The following is an 18689-nucleotide window of genomic DNA, read 5'->3' as shown; positions in this document are numbered from 1 at the left end:
CGTGCCGATGCCCCGGATACACCGGATACCGCTGCGGTTCACCCTGGTGGCCGCGGTGCTCGTGCTGTCCGCGCTCGGACTGCTGGCGTCGGGCGTTGCGGTGACCTCGGCGCTGGAGAACACGCTGATGGACCGCACCGATGCCATGCTGCACGACGCGGCGCACGGCTGGGCCCGGCCGCGGGCGGACCGTCCGCTGCCCCCGCCCCCGACCGAGCCGGGTCCGTCCCGCCCGCCGACGCAGTTCTATGTCCGGGCAACGCCCTCAGGAGGGGAGCCCCGGGTGATGATCAACGACGGGCCCGGCGCACCGGACCTGCCCGCGGACCCGGAATCGGGCCCGATCACCGTCGGCTCGATCGGCGACCCCGACGAGCACTGGCGCGCGCTGACCACCACCGGTCCAGGCGGCACCGTCACCGTGGCCGTCAGCCTCTCCGACGTCGACGCGATCGTCGACCGGCTCGTCATCCTCCAGCTCGGCATCGGCGCCGCGGTGCTGATCGCCCTCGGGGTCGCGGGCTACGTCGTGGTGCGGCGCAGCCTGCGCCCGCTGGTCGAGGTGGAGCACACGGCCGCGGCCATCGCGGCGGGCGACCTGCACAGCCGGGTCCCCGAATACGGCGGCAGGACCGAGGTCGGCCGGCTGTCGGCGGCGCTCAACGGGATGCTCGCCCAGATCCAGACCGCGTTCGCCGCCACCGAGGCCTCCGAGGAATCGGCCCGCCGGTCCGAGCAGAAGATGCGCCGCTTCGTCGCCGACGCCAGCCACGAGCTGCGGACCCCGCTGACCACCATCCGCGGGTTCGCCGAGCTGTACCGGCAGGGCGCGATGACCGACACCGGGCTGTTGATGTCGCGGATCGAGGGCGAGGCCGCCCGGATGGGTCTGCTGGTCGAGGACCTGCTGATGCTGGCCCGGCTCGACGCGCAGCGCCCGCTCGAGCGCGCGCCCGTGGACCTGCTCACGGTCGCATCGGACGCGGTCCACGACGCCAGAGCCGTTGCCCCGCAACGCGAGATCGGGCTCGAGGTGCTCGGCGGGCCCGGGCAGGCCGAGGTGCTCGGCGACGAGGCGCGGCTTCGCCAGGTGCTCGGCAACCTGGTGGGCAACGCGCTCAGCCACACCCCGCCCGACGCCGCGGTCACTGTCCGGGTCGGGACCGAGGGGCCGGATGCCGTGCTGGAGGTCGCCGACACCGGGCCAGGCCTCGACGCGGAGGCGAAGGAGCGGGTCTTCGAGCGGTTCTACCGCGCGGACACCTCGCGCACCCGCGAGTCCGGCGGCAGCGGACTCGGCCTGTCCATCGTGTCGGCGCTGGTCGCCGCGCACGGCGGCACGGTCGCGGTGGAGTCGCCGGAGGGCGGCGGCGCGGTGTTCCGGGTACTGCTGCCGAGGGTCGAGCGACCCGACTAGCCCACCGGTCCGACGGCGGCCGGGTGCGGCCCCGCCGAGTGTGCACCTGCGCGCGCGCCCACTCGGCCTTTGCGACAGCAGGTGCACACTCGGCGGAACCCGCGGCGGGGTCAGTCCGGGACGTTCGCCCCGTGGCCGAGCTCGCGCAGCGTCGCCTTGATGGTGGCCTGGGCCTCGTCGAGGGACTCCGGCGACGGGTTCGGGTCGGCGCCCGAGATGTTGAAGTCGCCGAGGCTGAACGCGGGGAAGACGTGCAGGTGCAGGTGGGGCACCTCCAGCCCGGCGATCAGCAGTCCGGCGCGCGGGGCGTCGAAGCCCTTGCGGACCGCCTGCCCGATGATCTGCGCGACCTTCGTGCACTTGGCGAGCACCTCACCGTCGAGGTCCTGCCACTGGTCGATCTCGGCGCGGGGGACCACCAGCGTGTGCCCCTTGGTGATCGGGTTGATGGTCAGGAAGGCGACGACGTCGTCGTCCTCCCACACGAACCGGCCCGGGAGATCGCCGGCGATGATCATGCTGAACACGGATGCCATGCGCCCGATTATGCCGGGTGACCCTGTTCGGCGGCGCCCGATGCGGTGGCCGCCGACCGCAGATGCGCCTTGGCGTCGTCGTAGCCTGCGGGGCTCGCGGCCTCGGCGGAGGTGTAGATCAGGTGCAGCACCCCGGTGGTGAACGTCTGGGCGGAGATGAGGCGCAGGGGGATCGGCGCGCCCTCCTCGAACAGCCGCTTCCCGCTGCGCAGCGCGATGGGGTGCACGAGCAGATGCAGTTCGTCGATCAGCCCCGCTGCAAGCAGCTGCTGGACGATCGACGGGGAGCCGCTCATGGCGATACTCGTCGCGCCCGGTTGCCGCTTGAGCTCGGTGACGGCTTCCACCAGATCGCCCTCGAGCTGTTCGGAATTGCGCCAGGTGAATTCGAGATCCTGCCGGGAGACGACGATCTTGCGGGCATCGCCGAGGGCCTTGGCCATGCCGGCGTCCTCGCCGCCCGCGGCTTCCCGCTCCGGCCAGGCCCCGGCGAAGCTGTCGTAGGTCTCGCGGCCGAGCAGCAGGGTGTCGGCCGACGCGAGCTGTGCGCCGACGGCCGCGCCCATCTCGTCGTTGAAGTAGGGGAAGTGCCAGTCCTGAGGTTCTCCCACGACGCCGTCGAGCGAGATGAACAGGCCTGCGGTGATCTGGCGCATGGAGTGCTCCCGAGAGGTGCTGTGGGGTGGTTTCAGACGACGTACTGGTCTGTACCGGTGAGGAATTCACCGGCCGGTGGGGTGAGCAGTGCAATGTTCGGGTTGTGGCTCAGCTTGGCCAGTTCCACATGCTGAGCGTTGGGCAGCACGGCGGTGATCGCGCGAGCGGCGGTGCGCAGCAGATCGTCGCTCTTTCCTCCTGAGATCACCAGGGTGGGGACGGTGATGCCGGACCAATCCGCCGCGCGCAGCGGTTCACCGCGCATGTAGTCGCCCATGACGGCCCAATCATGAGCTGCCGCAGGGGCTGTTGCCTTCAGGTTCTTCCAGAACGGCGTGAATCGCATGACGGCGACGAAGGGTCGGGGCATGCCCATGGCGTGGGTCATGTAGAACTTGACGACCTCGCCGCGGCGGTCCTCGGCAATCAGCTTGTGCAGTGTCACATCGAGATTCGCGGCGGGAACGAAGTTCTCGTGGTTCACGACGAACGGCGGCTCGAAGGCGATCACCTTGGTGATGCCGGGCACCCGGTCCGAGGCGGCGGCCAGCAGGGCGAGTCCAGCTCCGGAGGACCAGCCGAACAGTGCGGCGGACCCACCGGTCGCCTCGACCAGCGCGGCGATGTCGTCGATCTCGTTCTCGACGTCGTACACGCCCGGCGAATCACTGCTGTCGCCCCGACCGCGACGGTCGTAGTTGATGACGGTGAGGTGGTATTCATCGGCCAGCTTCTGGGCCAGCTCCACCATCTTGGGGAACTTGCGGTAGCTGAATGCGCCACCGACGAGAATCACGGTTCCGGCTTCGCCGCCGACATAGCGGTCGAACGCGAGCGTGATACCGGCTGGGGTGGTGATCGATTCCATGATCGGAGACCTTTCGTCAAATTCTGTCGGCACCGTGCGGTGGGTTCAGCAATAGAGACGGCGGTCGGCTCCGGTATTCATCGCCCCATGCAATGTGATGTAGATCACATAGTCGCTCATGGGCCGATTTCATCGAGCCGCGGGTGGGGGCCGCCGGATCCGCCGGTCTCGTGAGTGGCCGTGGACATTGCGGTGACTCCGGCGGACGATTAGAGGGCATGAGCTTGCGCCGTCGCCGAACGACCGTGCGCTGCAGCAAGCGTGAGTGCAGAGCGCGCCGCGGGCGGCCGGGAGTCGATACTCCACGCATCGGGAGAGAACCATGGCCACGAACCACAAGGGCATGATCGCCATCGACATCCGGGATTCGGTTCCGGACTGGGAACCGTATCTTCCTCGGCACGCTCCCGATGGTGCACCGAACGTCCTGATGCTCGTGTGGGACGACGTCGGGTACGGGACGATGGATATCTACGGCGGTCCGGTCGAGACCCCCACCATGCGGCGGATCGCGGACATGGGCAGTCGGTATTCGAACTTCCACACCACCGCACTGTGCTCGCCAACCCGGGCGTCGCTGCTGACGGGGCGCAACGCCACCACCAACGGCATGGCCACCGTCACCGAGATGGGATCCGGGTTTCCCGGTATCTCGACTCACATCCCGTTCGAGAACGGCTTCATCTCCGAGGTCCTCGCCGAACGCGGCTGGAACACCTACTGCGTCGGGAAGTGGCACCTGACGCCGGGTGAGGAGGCGAACATGTCGGCGGTCAAGAGCCGCTGGCCGCTCGGTCGCGGATTCGAGCGCTTCTACGGCTACCTCGGCGGTGAGTCGAGCAGCTGGTATCCGGACCTCGTGTACGACAACCACCCGATCGACCCGCCCGCGACCCCCGAGGAGGGCTACCACCTGGCGAAGGACCTGGCGGACAAGTCGATCGAGTTCATCCGCGACGCCAAGATGGTCGATCCCGACAAGCCGTTCTTCCTCTACCTCGCACCGGAGGCCGGGCACGCGCCGCACCACGTCTTCACCGAGTGGGCCGACCGGTACCGGGGCAGATTCGACGAGGGTTACGAGGCCATCCGTGCAGGCATCCTGGCACGGCAGAAGGAGATCGGCCTGCTGCCGCCGGACACCGAGCTCTCTCCGATCAACCCGCACGGGGAACCGTCGGCCACCGGACCCGACGGGCAGCTGTGGCCCATGCTCGACACCGTGCGTCCCTGGGACTCGCTCACGGCCGACGAGCGGCAACTGTTCGTGCGGATGGCCGAGGTGTTCGCCGGGTACATCTCCTACACCGACGACCAGATCGGCCGGGTGATCGACTACCTGGACGAGTCGGGGCAGCTCGACAACACCATCGTCGTCGTCATCTCCGACAACGGTGCCAGTGGCGAGGGCGGACCGAACGGCTCGTTCAACGAGTGGCGGTTCTTCAACGGGGTGCCCGACACCACCGAGGAAACCCTGCCCCATCTCGACGAGCTGGGCGGCCCGAAGTCGTACAACCACTACAACACCGGCTGGGCCTGGGCGTTCGACACGCCCTTCCCGTACTGGAAGCGCTGGGCCGGCTACGAGGGCGGCATCTCGGACATGTGCATGGTGGCGTGGCCGGCGAAGCTGCCGCCACGCAGTGAGCCGCTGCACCAATACGTGCACGCGGTCGACGTCGTTCCCACGCTGTACGAGCTGCTCGACATCGAGCCGCCAGGGATCCTCAAGGGCTACACCCAGCACCCGATCGAGGGACAGAGCTTCGCGGCGTCGCTGACCGACCCCGACGCACCGGGGAAGGCGACGCAGTTCTACACGATGCTGGGTCAGCGTTCGATTTATCACGAGGGCTGGCTGGCGTGCTCGCTGCACCCGCCGCTGTCCGGGTGGGGACACTTCGACCACGACGTGTGGGAGCTGTACCACCTCGAGGAGGACCGCGCCCAGACGACGAATCTCGCGGAGCGGGAACCGGAACGGCTGGCGAGGTTGGAGAGCCTGTGGTTCTACTACGCCGGCATCTACAACGGCCTGCCGTTGGACGACCGAAACGCCCTCGAACAGGTGCTCGCGGAGCGTCCGCATGCGGGCAAGCGCCGCGACCGCTACGTGTACTACCCGAACAGCGCGGACGTCCCCGAGGCCGCCGGGGTCGCGATCGCAGGGCGCTCTTACACGATCGCCGCAGGCGTCCGAGTGGACGCCGACGACGCCCAGGGTGTCCTCTTCGCGCACGGTGGGGTGGGCGGCGGTCACAGCCTGTACATCAAGGATCACCGCCTGCACTACACCTTCAACTGGCTCGGAACCGAACAGCGGAATGTCGTCGCCGACCGCGATATCGCCCCTGGCTCGCACGTATGCACAGCCGAGTTCACCGCCGACGGCAAGAACTCCGATGCCGGGAAGCCGGGCTTCGCCGGGACCGTCACGCTCTACCTCGACGACGAGCAGGTCGCCACCGGTGACATCGTGACCCAACCCGGACCGTTCAACCTGGTGGGTGACGGCATCTGCATCGGCCGGGACAGTGGCTCGCCGGTGACCCCGGACTACAAGGCGCCCTTCGCGTTCACCGGAGGCTCGATCGACAAGGTCGTCGTCGACGTGTCCGGCGAACGGTATGTCGACCACGAGGCGCAGGTACGAGGATGGTTTGTCCTGGACTGAGCGGGGAGCGCCGGTGAGACGCTACGTCCGTGGGCCGGTGCGCGTCGCTACCGTCCGCGTCGCCTCGGGTCACCGCTCGAGGGCGAGCAGGGTCCTCACGATCGCGAAGATCGCCACGCCACCGAACACGGCCGGCCCGGCGATTCCCTGACAACGACAGCGGGAGACCGAGCGATCATCGCCTCGCGCTCGCAGGAAGTTGCCAGCTTCGGTCCAGGGACACCACAGGTTCGGCCACGAGGGTTGGCCGCATGACGAACTCACTGGTCCGGGGCGCGACGGTGCCGGAACCGCCACCGGGCACGAAGACCGTCGCGCTCGACGTGGTGATCCCGGTGTACAACGAGGAACGCGACCTCGAGCGGTGCGTGCGGCGGCTGCGTGCGCACCTCGACGCGTCGGTTCCGTATCCGAGCCGGATCACCGTCGCGGACAACGCGAGCACCGACGCGACCCTCGCCGTCGCGGCGCGGCTCGCCGTCGAGTTCGACGGGGTCCGCGTGGTGCACCTCGACGAGAAGGGCCGTGGCCGAGCGTTGCGCACGGTGTGGGGCTCCTCCGACGCCGAGGTCGTCGCGTACATGGACGTGGACCTGTCCACCGACCTGAACGCGCTGATGCCCCTGGTGGCGCCGCTGGTCTCCGGGCACTCCGACGTGGCGATCGGTTCCCGCCTGACCCGCTCGGCGCGGGTGGTCCGCGGGCCCAAACGGGAGTTGATCTCCCGCTGCTACAACCTGATCCTGCGCGGGGCGCTGCGCACCAAGTTCTCCGATGCCCAGTGCGGGTTCAAGGCGATCCGCACCGACGTGGCCCGCAGGCTACTGCCGCTGGTGCAGGACACCGGCTGGTTCTTCGACACGGAGCTGCTGGTCCTCGCCGAGCGGGTGGGCCTGCGGATCCACGAGGTGCCGGTGGACTGGGTCGACGACCCGGACAGCAAGGTCGACATCGTCGCCACCGCGATCGCGGACCTCAAGGGGGTGGTCCGGGTCGGTCGTGCACTGGCCACAGGAAAGTTGCCCGTCGCGGCGCTGCGCTCGAGCATCGGTCGCGAACCCCTCGTCCAGGGCGTCCCGCACGGAATGGTCGGGCAACTGATGCGGTTCGCCGTCGTCGGCGTCGCCTCCACCGTCGCCTATGCCCTGCTCTACCTGGCGCTGCATCCCGCGATCGGGGCTCAGGCGGCAAACCTGACGGCGCTGCTGATCACCGCCGTGCTCAACACCGCCGCCAACCGCGCATTCACCTTCGGGGTGCGCGGCACGGCGGGTGCCGCCAAGCATCAGGCCCAGGGCCTCGCGGTGTTCGCGTTCGGGTTGCTGCTCACCAGCGGATCCCTGTTCGTACTGCACCGATGGCTGCCCGACGCCTCCAAGCATCTCGAACTGGCGGTGCTCGTCGCCGCGAACCTCGTCGCCACCGTCACCCGGTTCGTCGCCCTGCGCTGGGTGTTCCGCAATCACCACGAAGGAGTCACGCAGTGACCACCACCACCGACGCACCGACGGCCGTGACGGCGTCCCCCGATCCCGCGCCGCCGCGCCGCATTCCGGAGCAGTGGCTGCTGGCGGCGCTGCTGATCGGGACCGCCGTCGCCTACCTCTGGGGACTGGGTGCCTCCGGTTGGGCCAACTCCTTCTACTCGGCCGCGGTGCAGGCGGGTTCGGTGTCCTGGAAGGCCTTCTTCTTCGGCTCGTCGGATGCGGCGAACTCGATCACCGTGGACAAGCCGCCCGCCTCGTTGTGGGTGATGGCGCTGTCGGTGCGCGCGTTCGGCCTCAGTTCGTGGAGCATCCTGGTGCCGCAGGCGCTGATGGGGGTGGCCACGGTCGCCCTGCTGTGGGCGACGGTGCGGCGGTACTTCGGCGCCGCGGCCGGGTTGCTCGCCGGCCTCGTGCTGGCGCTCACGCCGGTCGCCGCGCTGATGTTCCGGTTCAACAACCCGGACGCGCTGCTGGTGCTGCTCATGGTGGCCGCGGCCTGGGCGCTGCTGCGGGGCGTGTCCGACGGCCGCACCCGATGGCTGGTCCTCACCGGCATGTTCGTCGGGCTGGGCTTCCTCACCAAGCAGCTGCAGGTGATGCTGGTGGTGCCGCCGCTGGCGCTGACCTACCTGCTGTTCGGACCGCCGAAGCTGGGCAGGCGGGTGCTGCAGCTGTTCGCCGCGCTGGCCGCGATGGTCGTCGCCGCCGGCTGGTGGCTGCTGACCGTCGAGCTCTGGCCGGCCGACTCCCGGCCGTGGATCGGCGGCTCGCAGGACAACTCGATCCTCGAGCTCACCCTCGGGTACAACGGGCTCGGCCGACTCAACGGCAACGAGCGGGGCAGTGTCGTCCCGGGTGGCAGGGGCGGAGCCGAGGCGATGGCAGGCGGTCCCCCCGGCGGGGGCGGCGGGATGTGGGGGAGCACCGGCATCACCCGCATGTTCGACGCGGCCCAGGGCGGTCAGATCGCGTGGCTGATCCCGGCGGCGCTGGTCCTCGGGGTGCTCGGGATCGTGCTGCGCGGCAGGGCGTCCCGGCCCGACACCCAGCGCGCCGTCATGGTTCTCTTCGGTGTCTGGCTGCTCGTCACCGGGCTGGTGTTCAGCTTCATGGCCGGCATCTTCCACGCCTACTACACGGTCGCGCTGGCCCCGCAGATCGCGGCGCTGGTCGGGGCGGGCGCGGTGCTCGGCTGGCGTCGACGCGATGCCCTGTGGGTGCGGATCGTTCTCGCCGTCACGGTTGCGATGACTGCGGCCTGGTCGTGGGAGTTGCTCGGGCGCAGCCCGGAGTTCGCGGCATGGCTGCGCTGGGTGGTGCTGGTTGCCGGGATCGCGTCCGCGGCCGCGCTGCTCGCGCCCCGCCTGACCGGGAGGGTGGCCGCGGTGTCGGCGGGCGCCGCCCTGTTCGCGGGCCTCGCCGGGCCTGCCGCGTACGCGCTCGACACGATCGCCTCCCCGCATGTCGGGTCGATCGTCTCCGCGGGCCCGAACACGGGCGGAATGGGCGGCCCTGGCGGATTCATGATCCGGGGGGAGGGGCACGGTCCAGGGGGGTTCGCGGGTGGACGCGGCGGGATGCCGCCGACCGGCGTCATGCTGCCCGGTGGGGTCGCCGTGCCCGACGGGATGGTCCCGCCCGGCGGCATCGGTGAGGGCGGGGCGGCGGGGTCGCCGGGCGGGCTGCTGCGCGGCAGCGAGCCGAGCGCGGAGTCGATCGCGCTGCTCGAGGCCGACGCCGACCGCTACACCTGGGTCGCGGCCGCCGTCGGGTCCAACAGCGCCTCCGGGTACCAGCTGGCCACCGGGGATCCGGTGATGCCGATCGGCGGCTTCAACGGCAGCGACCCCTCGCCGAGCCTGGCGCAGTTCCAGCAGTACGTGGCCGAGGGGAGGATCCACTACTTCATCGGGGGCGGCGGCATGGGCCCCGGCGGCGCAGGCGGCAGCGGTGCGGAGATTTCCGAATGGGTCGCACAGAACTTCGCCGCAACCACGGTCGATGGCGCAACTATGTACGACCTGACCGCGCCGCGGGTACAGGCCGGGCCGTAGTCTGAGGCCCGTGCGCGTACTCGTTATCGGCTCCGGAGCCCGTGAACATGCCCTTCTTCTCGCCCTCGGGCGCGACCCGGGTGTGACGGCCCTGTTCGCCGCACCCGGCAACGCCGGGATCGCGAAGATCGCCGAGCAGCACCCCGTGGACGTCGCGTCCGGGGAGGCCGTGGTGGCGCTGGCGCAGAAGGTCGCCGCGGACCTGGTCGTGATCGGCCCCGAGGTGCCGCTGGTGGTCGGTGTCGCCGACGCCGTCCGCGCGGCAGGGATCGCGTGCTTCGGGCCGTCCGCCGACGCCGCCCGGATCGAGGGCTCCAAGGCGTTCGCGAAGGACGTGATGGCGGCGGCGGGCGTGCGGACCGCGCACAGCGAGATCGTCGACAGCCCGGCCAACCTGGACGAGGCCCTCGACCGCTTCGGTCCGCACTGGGTGGTCAAGGACGACGGGCTGGCGGCAGGCAAGGGCGTCGTCGTCACCACCGACCGCGGCGCGGCCCGCGATCACGCCGCCGAGCTGCTCGAGACCGGGCACCCGGTCCTGCTGGAGTCGTACCTCGACGGGCCGGAGGTGTCGCTGTTCTGCCTGGTCGATGGCGAGACGGTGGTCCCGCTGCTGCCCGCGCAGGACCACAAGCGGGTCGGCGACGGCGACACCGGGCCGAACACCGGCGGCATGGGTGCCTACACCCCGCTGCCGTGGCTGCCCGAGGAGACGGTGACCCAGATCGTCGACGAGGTCGTCGTCCCGGTGGCCGCGGAGCTGGTCAGGCGCGGCAGCGGCTTCTCGGGGCTGCTTTATGCCGGGCTCGCGATCGGCAAGGACGGCCCCGCCGTCGTCGAGTTCAACTGCCGCTTCGGCGACCCGGAGACCCAGGCCGTGCTGGCGCTGCTGGAGTCCCCGCTCGGTGAGTTGCTGAACGCCACCGCCACCGGCACCCTCGCCGAGGTGGCCCCGCTGCGCTGGCGCGACGGTGCCGCGGTGACCGTGGTGCTGGCCGCCGAGAACTACCCGGGACGCCCCCGCACGGGCGACGTGATCAACGGCTCGGATGCGGACGGTGTGCTGCACGCGGGCACCGGCCTGCGTGAGGACGGCGCCGTGGTGTCCTCCGGCGGCCGGGTGCTCAGCGTCGTCGGGGTCGGGACCGACCTGACGAGCGCCCGCGAGGACGCCTACGCCAAGCTCGCCGAGGTGCGGCTGCCCGGCGGGCACTTCCGCCGCGACATCGGGCTCGCCGCCGTCGAGGGCCGCATCAGCATCTAGGTGGACGCTGGTCCAGGTCGCTTTAGCGTAAAACCGTACCGGTGATCGTGTTCTCGCACAGGCGTTTCCGCGATCCGTTCCGGAGTGTGAGCGACGGCCGGATTACCGAACGGTAACGTGCAACATCTCTCGTATAACAGGTTCCAGTTTTGTTGGCCCTGACAGAGAGGTTCCGTTGAGCGAGTACCAGGCGTCGCGCGGCAAGGCAGCGACCACTTTCAATCCCCAGCTCTCCCGCAGGAAGTTCATGGCGGCAACGGGTCTCGCGGTGGGGGCCGCGGCGCTCTCCTCCTCGTGGACCGCCGCGGCGGCGTCGCCGCGGCGCGCCCTCAACACCGGTGACCGGGTGCCTGCCCTGATCATCGGCAGCGGGTACGGCGGCGCGGTGGCCGCGCTGCGGCTGACGCAGGCGGGTATCGACACCCACATCATCGAGATGGGACGGGCTTGGACGACGCCCGGCTCCGACGGCAAGATCTTCTCCCCGATGCTCACCCCGGATAAGCGGGCCTACTGGTTGAGGACCCGTACGGCGCAGCCGGTTTCGCACTTCTCGGGTGGCTCGGTGGACAAGGACATCGAGAAGTACACCGGCGTGCTCGACTGCGAGAACATGGGCGGGATCAACGTCTACCAGGGCCGCGGCGTCGGCGGCGGTTCGCTGGCCAACGGCGGCATGGCGGTGACGCCCAAGCGCGGGTACTTCGAGGAGATCCTGCCCTCGGTCGACTCCAACGAGATGTACGGGACCTTCTTCCCGAGAGCGAACGCAGGTCTCGGCGTGAACAACATCGACCAGGCCTGGTTCGAGTCCACCGACTACTACCAGTTCGCCCGGGTCGGCAGGAAGACCGCGCAGCGCTCCGGATTCCAGACGACCTTCGTGCCCAACGTCTACGACTTCGACTACATGAAGAAGGAGGACGCGGGTCAGGTCGCCAAGTCCGCGCTGGCGGGCGAGGTCATCTACGGCAACAACGCAGGCAAGAAGTCGCTGGACAAGACCTATCTGGCGCAGGCATCGGCCACCGGCAAGCTCACCATCACCACGCTGCACGAGGTGACCAAGGTGGCGCCTGCCGCCAGCGGCGGCGGGTACTCGGTCGAGATGAAGCAGATCGACGAGCAGGGCAACACCGTCGCGACCAAGACGGTCACCGCGGACAAGGTCTTCTTCGCGGCGGGCAGCGTCGGCACCAGCAAGCTGCTGGTGGCGATGAAGGCGCAGGGTCACCTGCCGAACCTCCCCGGCGCGGTCGGTCAGGGCTGGGGCAACAACGGCAACATCATGGTCGGCCGGGCCAACCAGGGCTGGGACCCGACCGGTGCCAAGCAGTCGTCGATCCCGACGATGGGCATCGACAACTGGGCCGACCCGGCCGGTCCGGTCTTTGCGGAGATCGCGCCGTTCCCTGCGGGCACCGAGCTGTGGGTCAGCCTGTACCTGGCGATCACCAAGAACCCGGAACGTGCCCAGTTCCAGTACAACTCGTCGACCGGCAAGGTCGGGCTGTCCTGGCAGGCCTCGCAGAACCAGCCCGGCATCAACATGGCCAAGCGGGTGTTCGACAAGATCAATTCCAAGGAGGGCACGATCTACCGCACCGACCTGTTCGGTGTCTACAAAACGTGGGGCGACGGGCTGACCTACCACCCCCTCGGCGGATGCATCCTGAACCAGGCGACCGACAACTTCGGGCGGCTGCCCGAGTACCCGGGCCTGTACGTGATGGACGGGTCGCTGGTGCCGGGCAATGTCGGCGTCAACCCGTTCGTCACCATCACCGCGCTCGCGGAGCGGAACATGGCCACGATCGTCGCGAACGATCTGCACTAGATCCGTCCGAATCGGTGAACGCGTTCTCGTGAGAACCGGGGGCGCCCCGCTGTGGTCTCGGCCTGCGCGGGGCGCCCCCGGCGCGGGAGAAACGTTGAACAGTACTGGTGATAACGCTGCGGCACAGGAATTTCGAATAATCGGATATGAGCTGTGGGTTCTCGATTTATTACCGGTCGGTATTGCGAATCTCGATGCTGTTACGGCTGTATAACGAGTTCTACTTTATTGGCTCGTGATCAGAGAGGTTCCGTTGACCGAACATCAGGCGTCGCGAAGCTTTACGGCGACCACGAAATCGCAGTTCTCCCGAAGAAGGTTCATGGCGGCGACGGGTCTGGCGGCAGGCGCCGTCGCCCTCGCGCCGACCCTGAGCGCGACCACCGCCGCGGCATCGCCGCGCCGCGCCCTCAACACCGGTGACCGGGTGCCCGCCCTGATCATCGGCAGCGGCTACGGCGGCGCGGTGACCGCACTGCGGCTGGCGCAGGCGGGCATCGACACCCACATCGTCGAGATGGGCCGGGACTGGGGCACGGCCACCTCGGGGGTCTTCACCTCCACCACCTCGCCGGACAAGCGTGGATTCTGGCTGAGGGATCGCACGGCGCAACCGGTCTCGCACTTCATGGGCGTCTCGATCGACAAGCCCATCGAGAAGTACGTCGGAATCCTCGACTGCGAGAACATGGGCGGGATCAACGTCTACCAGGGTCGCGGCGTCGGTGGCGGCTCCCTGGTCAACGGCGGCATGGCCGTGACGCCAAGGCGCGGCTACTTCGAGGAACTGCTTCCCTCGGTCGACTCCAACGAGATGTACAACGTCTTCTTCCCGCGGGCCAACACCGGTCTTGGGGTCAACAACATCGACCCGGCCTGGTTCGAGTCGACCGAGTGGTACAAGTTCGCGCGCACGGGTCGCAAGACCGCCGAACGGTCCGGCTTCAAGACGGTGTTCGTCCCGAATGTGTACGACATGAACTACATGAAGCAGGAGGCGGCGGGCTCGGTCCCCAAGTCCGCCCTCGCCGGCGAGGTCATCTTCGGTAACCACTATGGCAAGAAGTCGTTGCCCAAGACGTATCTTGCGCAGGCCGCGTCGACCGGCAAGGTCACCATCACCACGCTGCACCGCGTCACCAAGGTCGTGCCGAGCGGGGCCGGCTACTCCGTCGAGATGGAGCAGATCAACGAGCAGGGCGGTGTCGTCGCGACGAAGACGGTCACCGCGGACAAGGTGTTCTTCGCGGCGGGCAGCGTGGGCACCAGCAAGCTGCTGGTGGCGATGAAGGCGCAGGGGCACCTGCCGAACCTCTCGGGCGAGGTCGGTCAGGGCTGGGGCAACAACGGCAACGTCATGGTCGCCCGTGCCAACCACCTGTGGGACGCGACGGGCGGCAAGCAGTCGTCGATCCCGACGATGGGCATCGACAACTGGGACGACGCCGGGGGACCGGCGTTCGCGGAGATCGCGCCGTTCCCGGCCGGAGCCGACCTGTTCATCAGCCTCTACCTGGCGATCACCAAGAACCCGGAACGCGGCCAGTTCCAGTACAACTCGTCGACCGGCAAGGTCGGACTGTCGTGGCAGGCCTCGCAGAACCAGCCCGGCATCAACATGGCGAAGCGGATCTTCGACAAGATCAACTCCAAGGAGGGCACGATCTACCGCACCGACATGTTCGGTGGGTACAAGGTCTGGGGTGACGGGCTGACCTACCACCCCCTCGGCGGCGCCATCCTGAACAAGGCCACCGACAACTACGGCCGGCTGCACGGACACCCGGGCCTGTACGTGATGGACGGCGCGCTGGTTCCCGGAAACCTGGGCGTCAACCCGTTCGTCACCATCACTGCGCTCGCGGAGCGGAACATCGCCACGATCGTCGCGAGCGACATGCACTGATGGCGAGGACGATCGGTACCGAATAGCAACACCCCCCCCTGCCGACAGCGGCCCCGAGGATCTGTTCCTCGGGGCCGCTGTCGCGGTATCGCTCGGGCAAATCGCCCGGGCGCGCTAGCCTCGTCCCGGTGCGAGCAGAGTCCGAGCGATCCCAGGTCCCCACCTTCCATGTCATGGACGTCTGGAAGGCCGCCACCGAGCGGGCCCGAACCCACGGCGACGTCCTGACGCTGGCCGCGGGGCAGCCGTCCACCCAGGCGCCCGGCCCGGTGCTGCGTGCGGCGCGCGAGGCCCTCGACACCCAATTACTCGGCTACACCGAGACGTTCGGGATCCTGCCGCTGCGGGAGGCGATCGCCGGCTACCACAGCACGAAGTCGTCGATCGCGGTCGATCCCGATGACGTCGTGGTGACCACCGGCTCCTCCGGCGCCTTCACGCTGATCTTCCTCGCGGCCTTCGACGCAGGCGACACGGTGGTCGTGGCGCGGCCCGGCTACCCGGCGTACCGCAACACGCTGACCGCGCTCGGCTGTCGCGTGATCGAACTCGACTGCGGACCGGACACCCGCTTCCAGCCGACCGTCGCGATGCTCGAGGCGCTGGACGAGCCGCCGGCGGGCCTGGTCGTCGCCAGCCCGGCGAACCCGACCGGCACCGTCATCGACCCGGCCGAACTCGCCGCCCTCGCGCGCTGGTGCGAGGACCACGGCACCCTGCTGATCTCCGACGAGATCTACCACGGGATCGAGTTCGGTTCCGGCACCTCGGCGACCGCGTCGGCATGGGAGACCTCGCGCGAGGCGGTCGTGATCGGCTCGGTCTCCAAGTACTTCTCGATGACCGGCTGGCGGCTTGGCTGGATGCTGGTGCCCACCGGGCTGCGGCGGGCGCTGCAGCGGCTCGCGTCGAACATGACGGTGTGCCCGCCCGCGATCTCGCAGTACGCGGCGGTCGCGGCCTTCACCGACGAGTCCATGGCCGAGCTGGACGGGCACGTGCGGCGGTACGCGGCCAACCGCGACCTGGTGCTGGCCGCGCTGCCGCGGCTTGGCATCACGGACTTGGCCCCTGCCGACGGCGCGTTCTACGCCTACGCCGACATCGGACACCTGACCGACGATTCGACGTCGTGGTGCGCGGAACTGCTCCGGGAGACCGGGGTGGCGCTGGCGCCGGGCGTCGACTTCGACACGGTCCGCGGCGACCGGACCGTGCGGATCTCGTTCGCGGGCGCGACGGCCGATGTCGAAGAGGCGCTGGAGCGATTGGGGCGCAGTGCTGCACTCGGACACTGACGGGACGGCGGCCTCGCCCGCACCCGCTCCAGCGAAATCGACTCGGCGCAGCGCTTCCGCTGGCACGATGGGCCGGGTGTCTTCCGCGGCGACTCCCAAGGGCGAACGACGCCGGATGGCGCTCGTCGAGGCCGCGGCGGATCTGATGCTCGAGGGCGGGTTCGAGGCGGTCCGCCATCGGGCGGTGGCCCAGCGCGCCGGCCTGCCGCTGGCGTCGACGACGTACTACTTCGAGTCCCTCGACGACCTGATCGCGCGGGCCGTGGAGCTGAGCGGCAGCCGGGAGATGGACGCCATGCGCGCCCGGATCGACGAGATCACGCAGGCCGACCGCGACGCGGCGGCCGTCGTCGAACTGATCATCGAGCTGCTGGTCGGCCCGATCGAGGGCGCTGCGCGGGAACACCTCATCGCCCGGTACGAGTGCTTCATCGCCTCCGCGCGGCACCCCCAGCTGCAGGAGGTGCAGCGGCGGTTACGGATCCAGTTCGACGATGCCCTCGGTGAGGTGCTGCGCCGATCCGGGCGGCAGGTCCGGCAGGAGGGACTGCGCAGGCTGATCTGCGTGGTGGACGGGGCCGTCGTCGGGGCGCTGAGCGAGTCCGATCCCGACCCCGAGCAGTTGGCAAGGGAGATGCTGTCGGAGGTCATCGATGTGGCCGCGCCGCCGCTCCCGCCGGAGGAACCGGAGTCGTAGCCGCCCGCCCGGGGTGGCGCGGCTGCCGGTCCTGCGGGCGGCGGCCGTAAACTGGGCGCTCGTGAGCCGCATCCCCAACGTCCTTGCCAACCGATACGCCAGCCCCGACCTGAGGGAGCTGTGGTCGCCCGAGCACAAGATCGTGCTGGAGCGTCAGCTGTGGCTGGCGGTGCTGCGGGCGCAGGCCTCGCTCGGCATCGACGTGCCCGAGGATGCGCTCGCCGACTACGAGCGGGTCCTCGAGCAGGTGGACCTCGACTCCATCGCGGACCGGGAGCGGGTGACCCGGCACGACGTGAAGGCGCGGATCGAGGAGTTCAACGCCCTCGCCGGACACGAGCACGTGCACAAGGGCCTGACCAGTCGCGACCTCACCGAGAACGTCGAGCAGCTGCAGGTCTTCCGTTCGCTCGAGCACGTGTACGCGCACGGCGTCGCGGTCGCGGCGCGGCTCGCGGAGAAGGCCGCCGAGTACTCCTCGCTGGTGATGGCGGGCCGCAGCCACAACGTCGCCGCACAGGCCACCACCCTCGGCAAGCGTTTCGCCTCCGCAGCCGACGAGATGCTGGTCGCGCTGACCCGCCTGCGCGAGCTGATCGACCGGTACCCGCTGCGCGGCATCAAGGGCCCGATGGGCACCGCCCAGGACATGCTCGACCTGCTCGGTGGCGACACCGAGAAGCTCGACTTCCTCGAGGCGAAGGTCGCCGAGCACCTCGGCTTCGCGCACGTGCTGACCAGCGTTGGCCAGGTCTACCCGCGCTCGCTCGACCACGACGTGCTGTCCGCGCTGGTGCAGGTGGGTGCCGGTCCGTCCTCGTTCGCGCACACCATCCGCCTGATGGCGGGTCACGAGCTGGTCACCGAGGGCTTCCAGCCCGGCCAGGTCGGCTCGTCCGCGATGCCGCACAAGATGAACACCCGTTCGTGCGAGCGCGTCAACGGCCTGCAGGTCGTGCTGCGCGGCTACGCGTCGATGGCCGCGGAACTGGCCGGCGCGCAGTGGAACGAGGGCGACGTGTTCTGCTCGGTGGTCCGCCGGGTGGCGCTGCCCGACGCGTTCTTCGCGATCGACGGACAGATCGAGACCTTCCTGACCGTGCTCGACGAGTTCGGCGCGTACCCGGCGGTGATCGAGAAGGAGCTCACCCGCTACCTGCCGTTCCTGGCCACCACCCGGATGCTGATGGCCGCCGTGCGCGCGGGCACCGGCCGCGAGACCGCGCACGAGGTCATCAAGGAGCACGCCGTCGCCGTCGCGCTGGCGATGCGTGAGGACGGCCGCGAGCCGGACCTGCTCGACCGCTTGGCCGCCGACGACCGCTTCCCGCTGGACCGCGCGCAGCTGGACGCCGCGCTGGAAGACAAGTCCGCCTTCATCGGCGCGGCCGAGTCCCAGGTGGCCACGGTGGTGCGCCGGGTCGGCCTGCTCGTGGAGCAGAACCCCGAGGCGGCGGGCTACAAGCCCTCGCCCATCCTCTAGGCGGCTGCGCCGCCCGTGAGTCCTTGTGGCCCCCACTCGGGCCAGAAGGACTCACGGGCGCGTCAGCGCAATTTGTCGAGGATGCGGCGCAGCTCGGCGCGATCGTGCTCGTCCAACGGCGCGAAGAAGTCCTCGGCGTCGGCGGCGCGCGCGGTCTCGAGCTCGCCGATGATGCGGCGGCCGGCCTCGGTCAGGCGCACGCACGTGGCGCGCCGGTCGGCGGCGTCCGGGACCCGCTCACTGAGCCCGCGTTCCTCGAGCCTGTCGACGACCTCGGTCGCGGACCGCGGCGCGATGCGCAGCGCCTTCGCGACGTCGCCGAGCCGCGGTTGCCGGTCCGTGTCGCGGCCGATCACGTGGAGCGCGCGGTACTCGTGCGGGGACAGCTGCCACGGCTCCAGCGCGACGAACCAGCGTCGGCGCAGGGCGCGGGCGCTGGACATCACGAGGTCCCGGAGGGCGTCGGGGTGGCGCTGGTCCATGGTGACTCAGGCTACCTCACTTGACA

Annotated in this window: 14 protein-coding genes; 10 read left to right on the top strand and 4 right to left on the bottom strand. The window is 69.5% G+C overall.

Features of this window, described 5'->3' with window-relative positions; translation table 11 throughout:
* The first annotated feature begins 7 nt into the window (after positions 1–7).
* On the top strand, positions 8–1417 hold the full coding sequence (locus BR31_RS0125735) for a sensor histidine kinase (RefSeq protein ID WP_027503454.1): 1410 nt from the start codon (positions 8–10) through the stop codon (positions 1415–1417).
* A gap of 110 nt (positions 1418–1527) precedes the next feature.
* Here BR31_RS0125735 and BR31_RS0125730 read toward each other — a convergent pair whose 3' ends face one another.
* From BR31_RS0125730 to BR31_RS0125720, 3 genes are read right to left on the bottom strand one after another with little or no spacing between them, the layout of a single operon-like run.
* Positions 1528–1953 carry an HIT family protein gene (locus tag BR31_RS0125730; RefSeq protein ID WP_027503453.1) on the bottom strand — a complete coding sequence of 142 codons (426 nt, stop codon included), beginning with the start codon at positions 1951–1953 and terminating at the stop codon, positions 1528–1530.
* A gap of 8 nt (positions 1954–1961) precedes the next feature.
* Positions 1962–2609 carry a dihydrofolate reductase family protein gene (locus tag BR31_RS30230; RefSeq protein ID WP_051637748.1) on the bottom strand — a complete coding sequence of 216 codons (648 nt, stop codon included), beginning with the start codon at positions 2607–2609 and terminating at the stop codon, positions 1962–1964.
* A 32-nt stretch (positions 2610–2641) separates the two neighbouring features.
* Entirely contained in the window at positions 2642–3478 is an 837-nt protein-coding gene (locus BR31_RS0125720) for an alpha/beta fold hydrolase (protein ID WP_037178407.1), read from the bottom strand.
* Positions 3479–3800: 322 nt separating this feature from the next.
* On the opposite strand from BR31_RS0125720, the gene BR31_RS0125715 reads away from it, so the two are divergent.
* From BR31_RS0125715 to purB, 9 genes are all read left to right on the top strand, one after another.
* Positions 3801–6155: an arylsulfatase gene (locus BR31_RS0125715; RefSeq protein ID WP_027503451.1), complete on the top strand. Its 2355-nt coding sequence runs from the start codon at positions 3801–3803 to the stop codon at positions 6153–6155.
* Positions 6156–6406: 251 nt separating this feature from the next.
* Positions 6407–7642, top strand: coding sequence for a bifunctional glycosyltransferase family 2/GtrA family protein (locus BR31_RS0125710; protein ID WP_027503450.1), 1236 nt, complete (start codon positions 6407–6409; stop codon positions 7640–7642).
* Complete coding sequence (locus BR31_RS0125705) at positions 7639–9696, top strand: glycosyltransferase family 39 protein (protein WP_037178405.1); 2058 nt, start codon at positions 7639–7641, stop codon at positions 9694–9696. The genes BR31_RS0125710 and BR31_RS0125705 overlap by 4 nt, the downstream gene beginning before the upstream one ends.
* A gap of 10 nt (positions 9697–9706) precedes the next feature.
* A complete protein-coding gene (gene purD, locus BR31_RS0125700; RefSeq protein ID WP_027503448.1) occupies positions 9707–10960 on the top strand; it encodes a phosphoribosylamine--glycine ligase in 1254 nt (417 codons plus the stop codon).
* 247 nt (positions 10961–11207) lie between these two features.
* Entirely contained in the window at positions 11208–12797 is a 1590-nt protein-coding gene (locus tag BR31_RS0125695) for a GMC oxidoreductase (RefSeq protein ID WP_197023720.1), read from the top strand.
* Positions 12798–13119: 322 nt separating this feature from the next.
* On the top strand, positions 13120–14703 hold the full coding sequence (locus tag BR31_RS0125690; RefSeq protein ID WP_197023714.1) for a GMC oxidoreductase: 1584 nt from the start codon (positions 13120–13122) through the stop codon (positions 14701–14703).
* Positions 14704–14831: 128 nt separating this feature from the next.
* Positions 14832–16001, top strand: a complete 1170-nt coding sequence (locus BR31_RS0125685; protein ID WP_027503445.1) for a pyridoxal phosphate-dependent aminotransferase — start codon at positions 14832–14834, stop codon at positions 15999–16001.
* Between the two features lie 76 nt (positions 16002–16077).
* Positions 16078–16698 (top strand): TetR/AcrR family transcriptional regulator, encoded by a 621-nt coding sequence (locus BR31_RS0125680; protein ID WP_027503444.1) that lies wholly within the window; start codon positions 16078–16080, stop codon positions 16696–16698.
* 61 nt (positions 16699–16759) lie between these two features.
* A complete protein-coding gene (purB, locus tag BR31_RS0125675; protein WP_027503443.1) occupies positions 16760–18181 on the top strand; it encodes an adenylosuccinate lyase in 1422 nt (473 codons plus the stop codon).
* Between the two features lie 62 nt (positions 18182–18243).
* Here the strand turns inward: purB and BR31_RS0125670 are convergent, their stop codons facing one another.
* Positions 18244–18663 (bottom strand): MarR family winged helix-turn-helix transcriptional regulator, encoded by a 420-nt coding sequence (locus BR31_RS0125670; protein WP_027503442.1) that lies wholly within the window; start codon positions 18661–18663, stop codon positions 18244–18246.
* Between the last annotated feature and the right edge of the window lie 26 nt (positions 18664–18689).

The sequence above is a fragment of the Rhodococcus sp. UNC363MFTsu5.1 genome, assembly GCF_000686785.1.
Lineage (GTDB): Bacteria > Actinomycetota > Actinomycetes > Mycobacteriales > Mycobacteriaceae > Rhodococcus_G > Rhodococcus_G maanshanensis.
The sequence above is the reverse complement of the archived record's forward strand: the minus strand, read 5'-3'. Positions and strand labels throughout refer to the sequence as shown.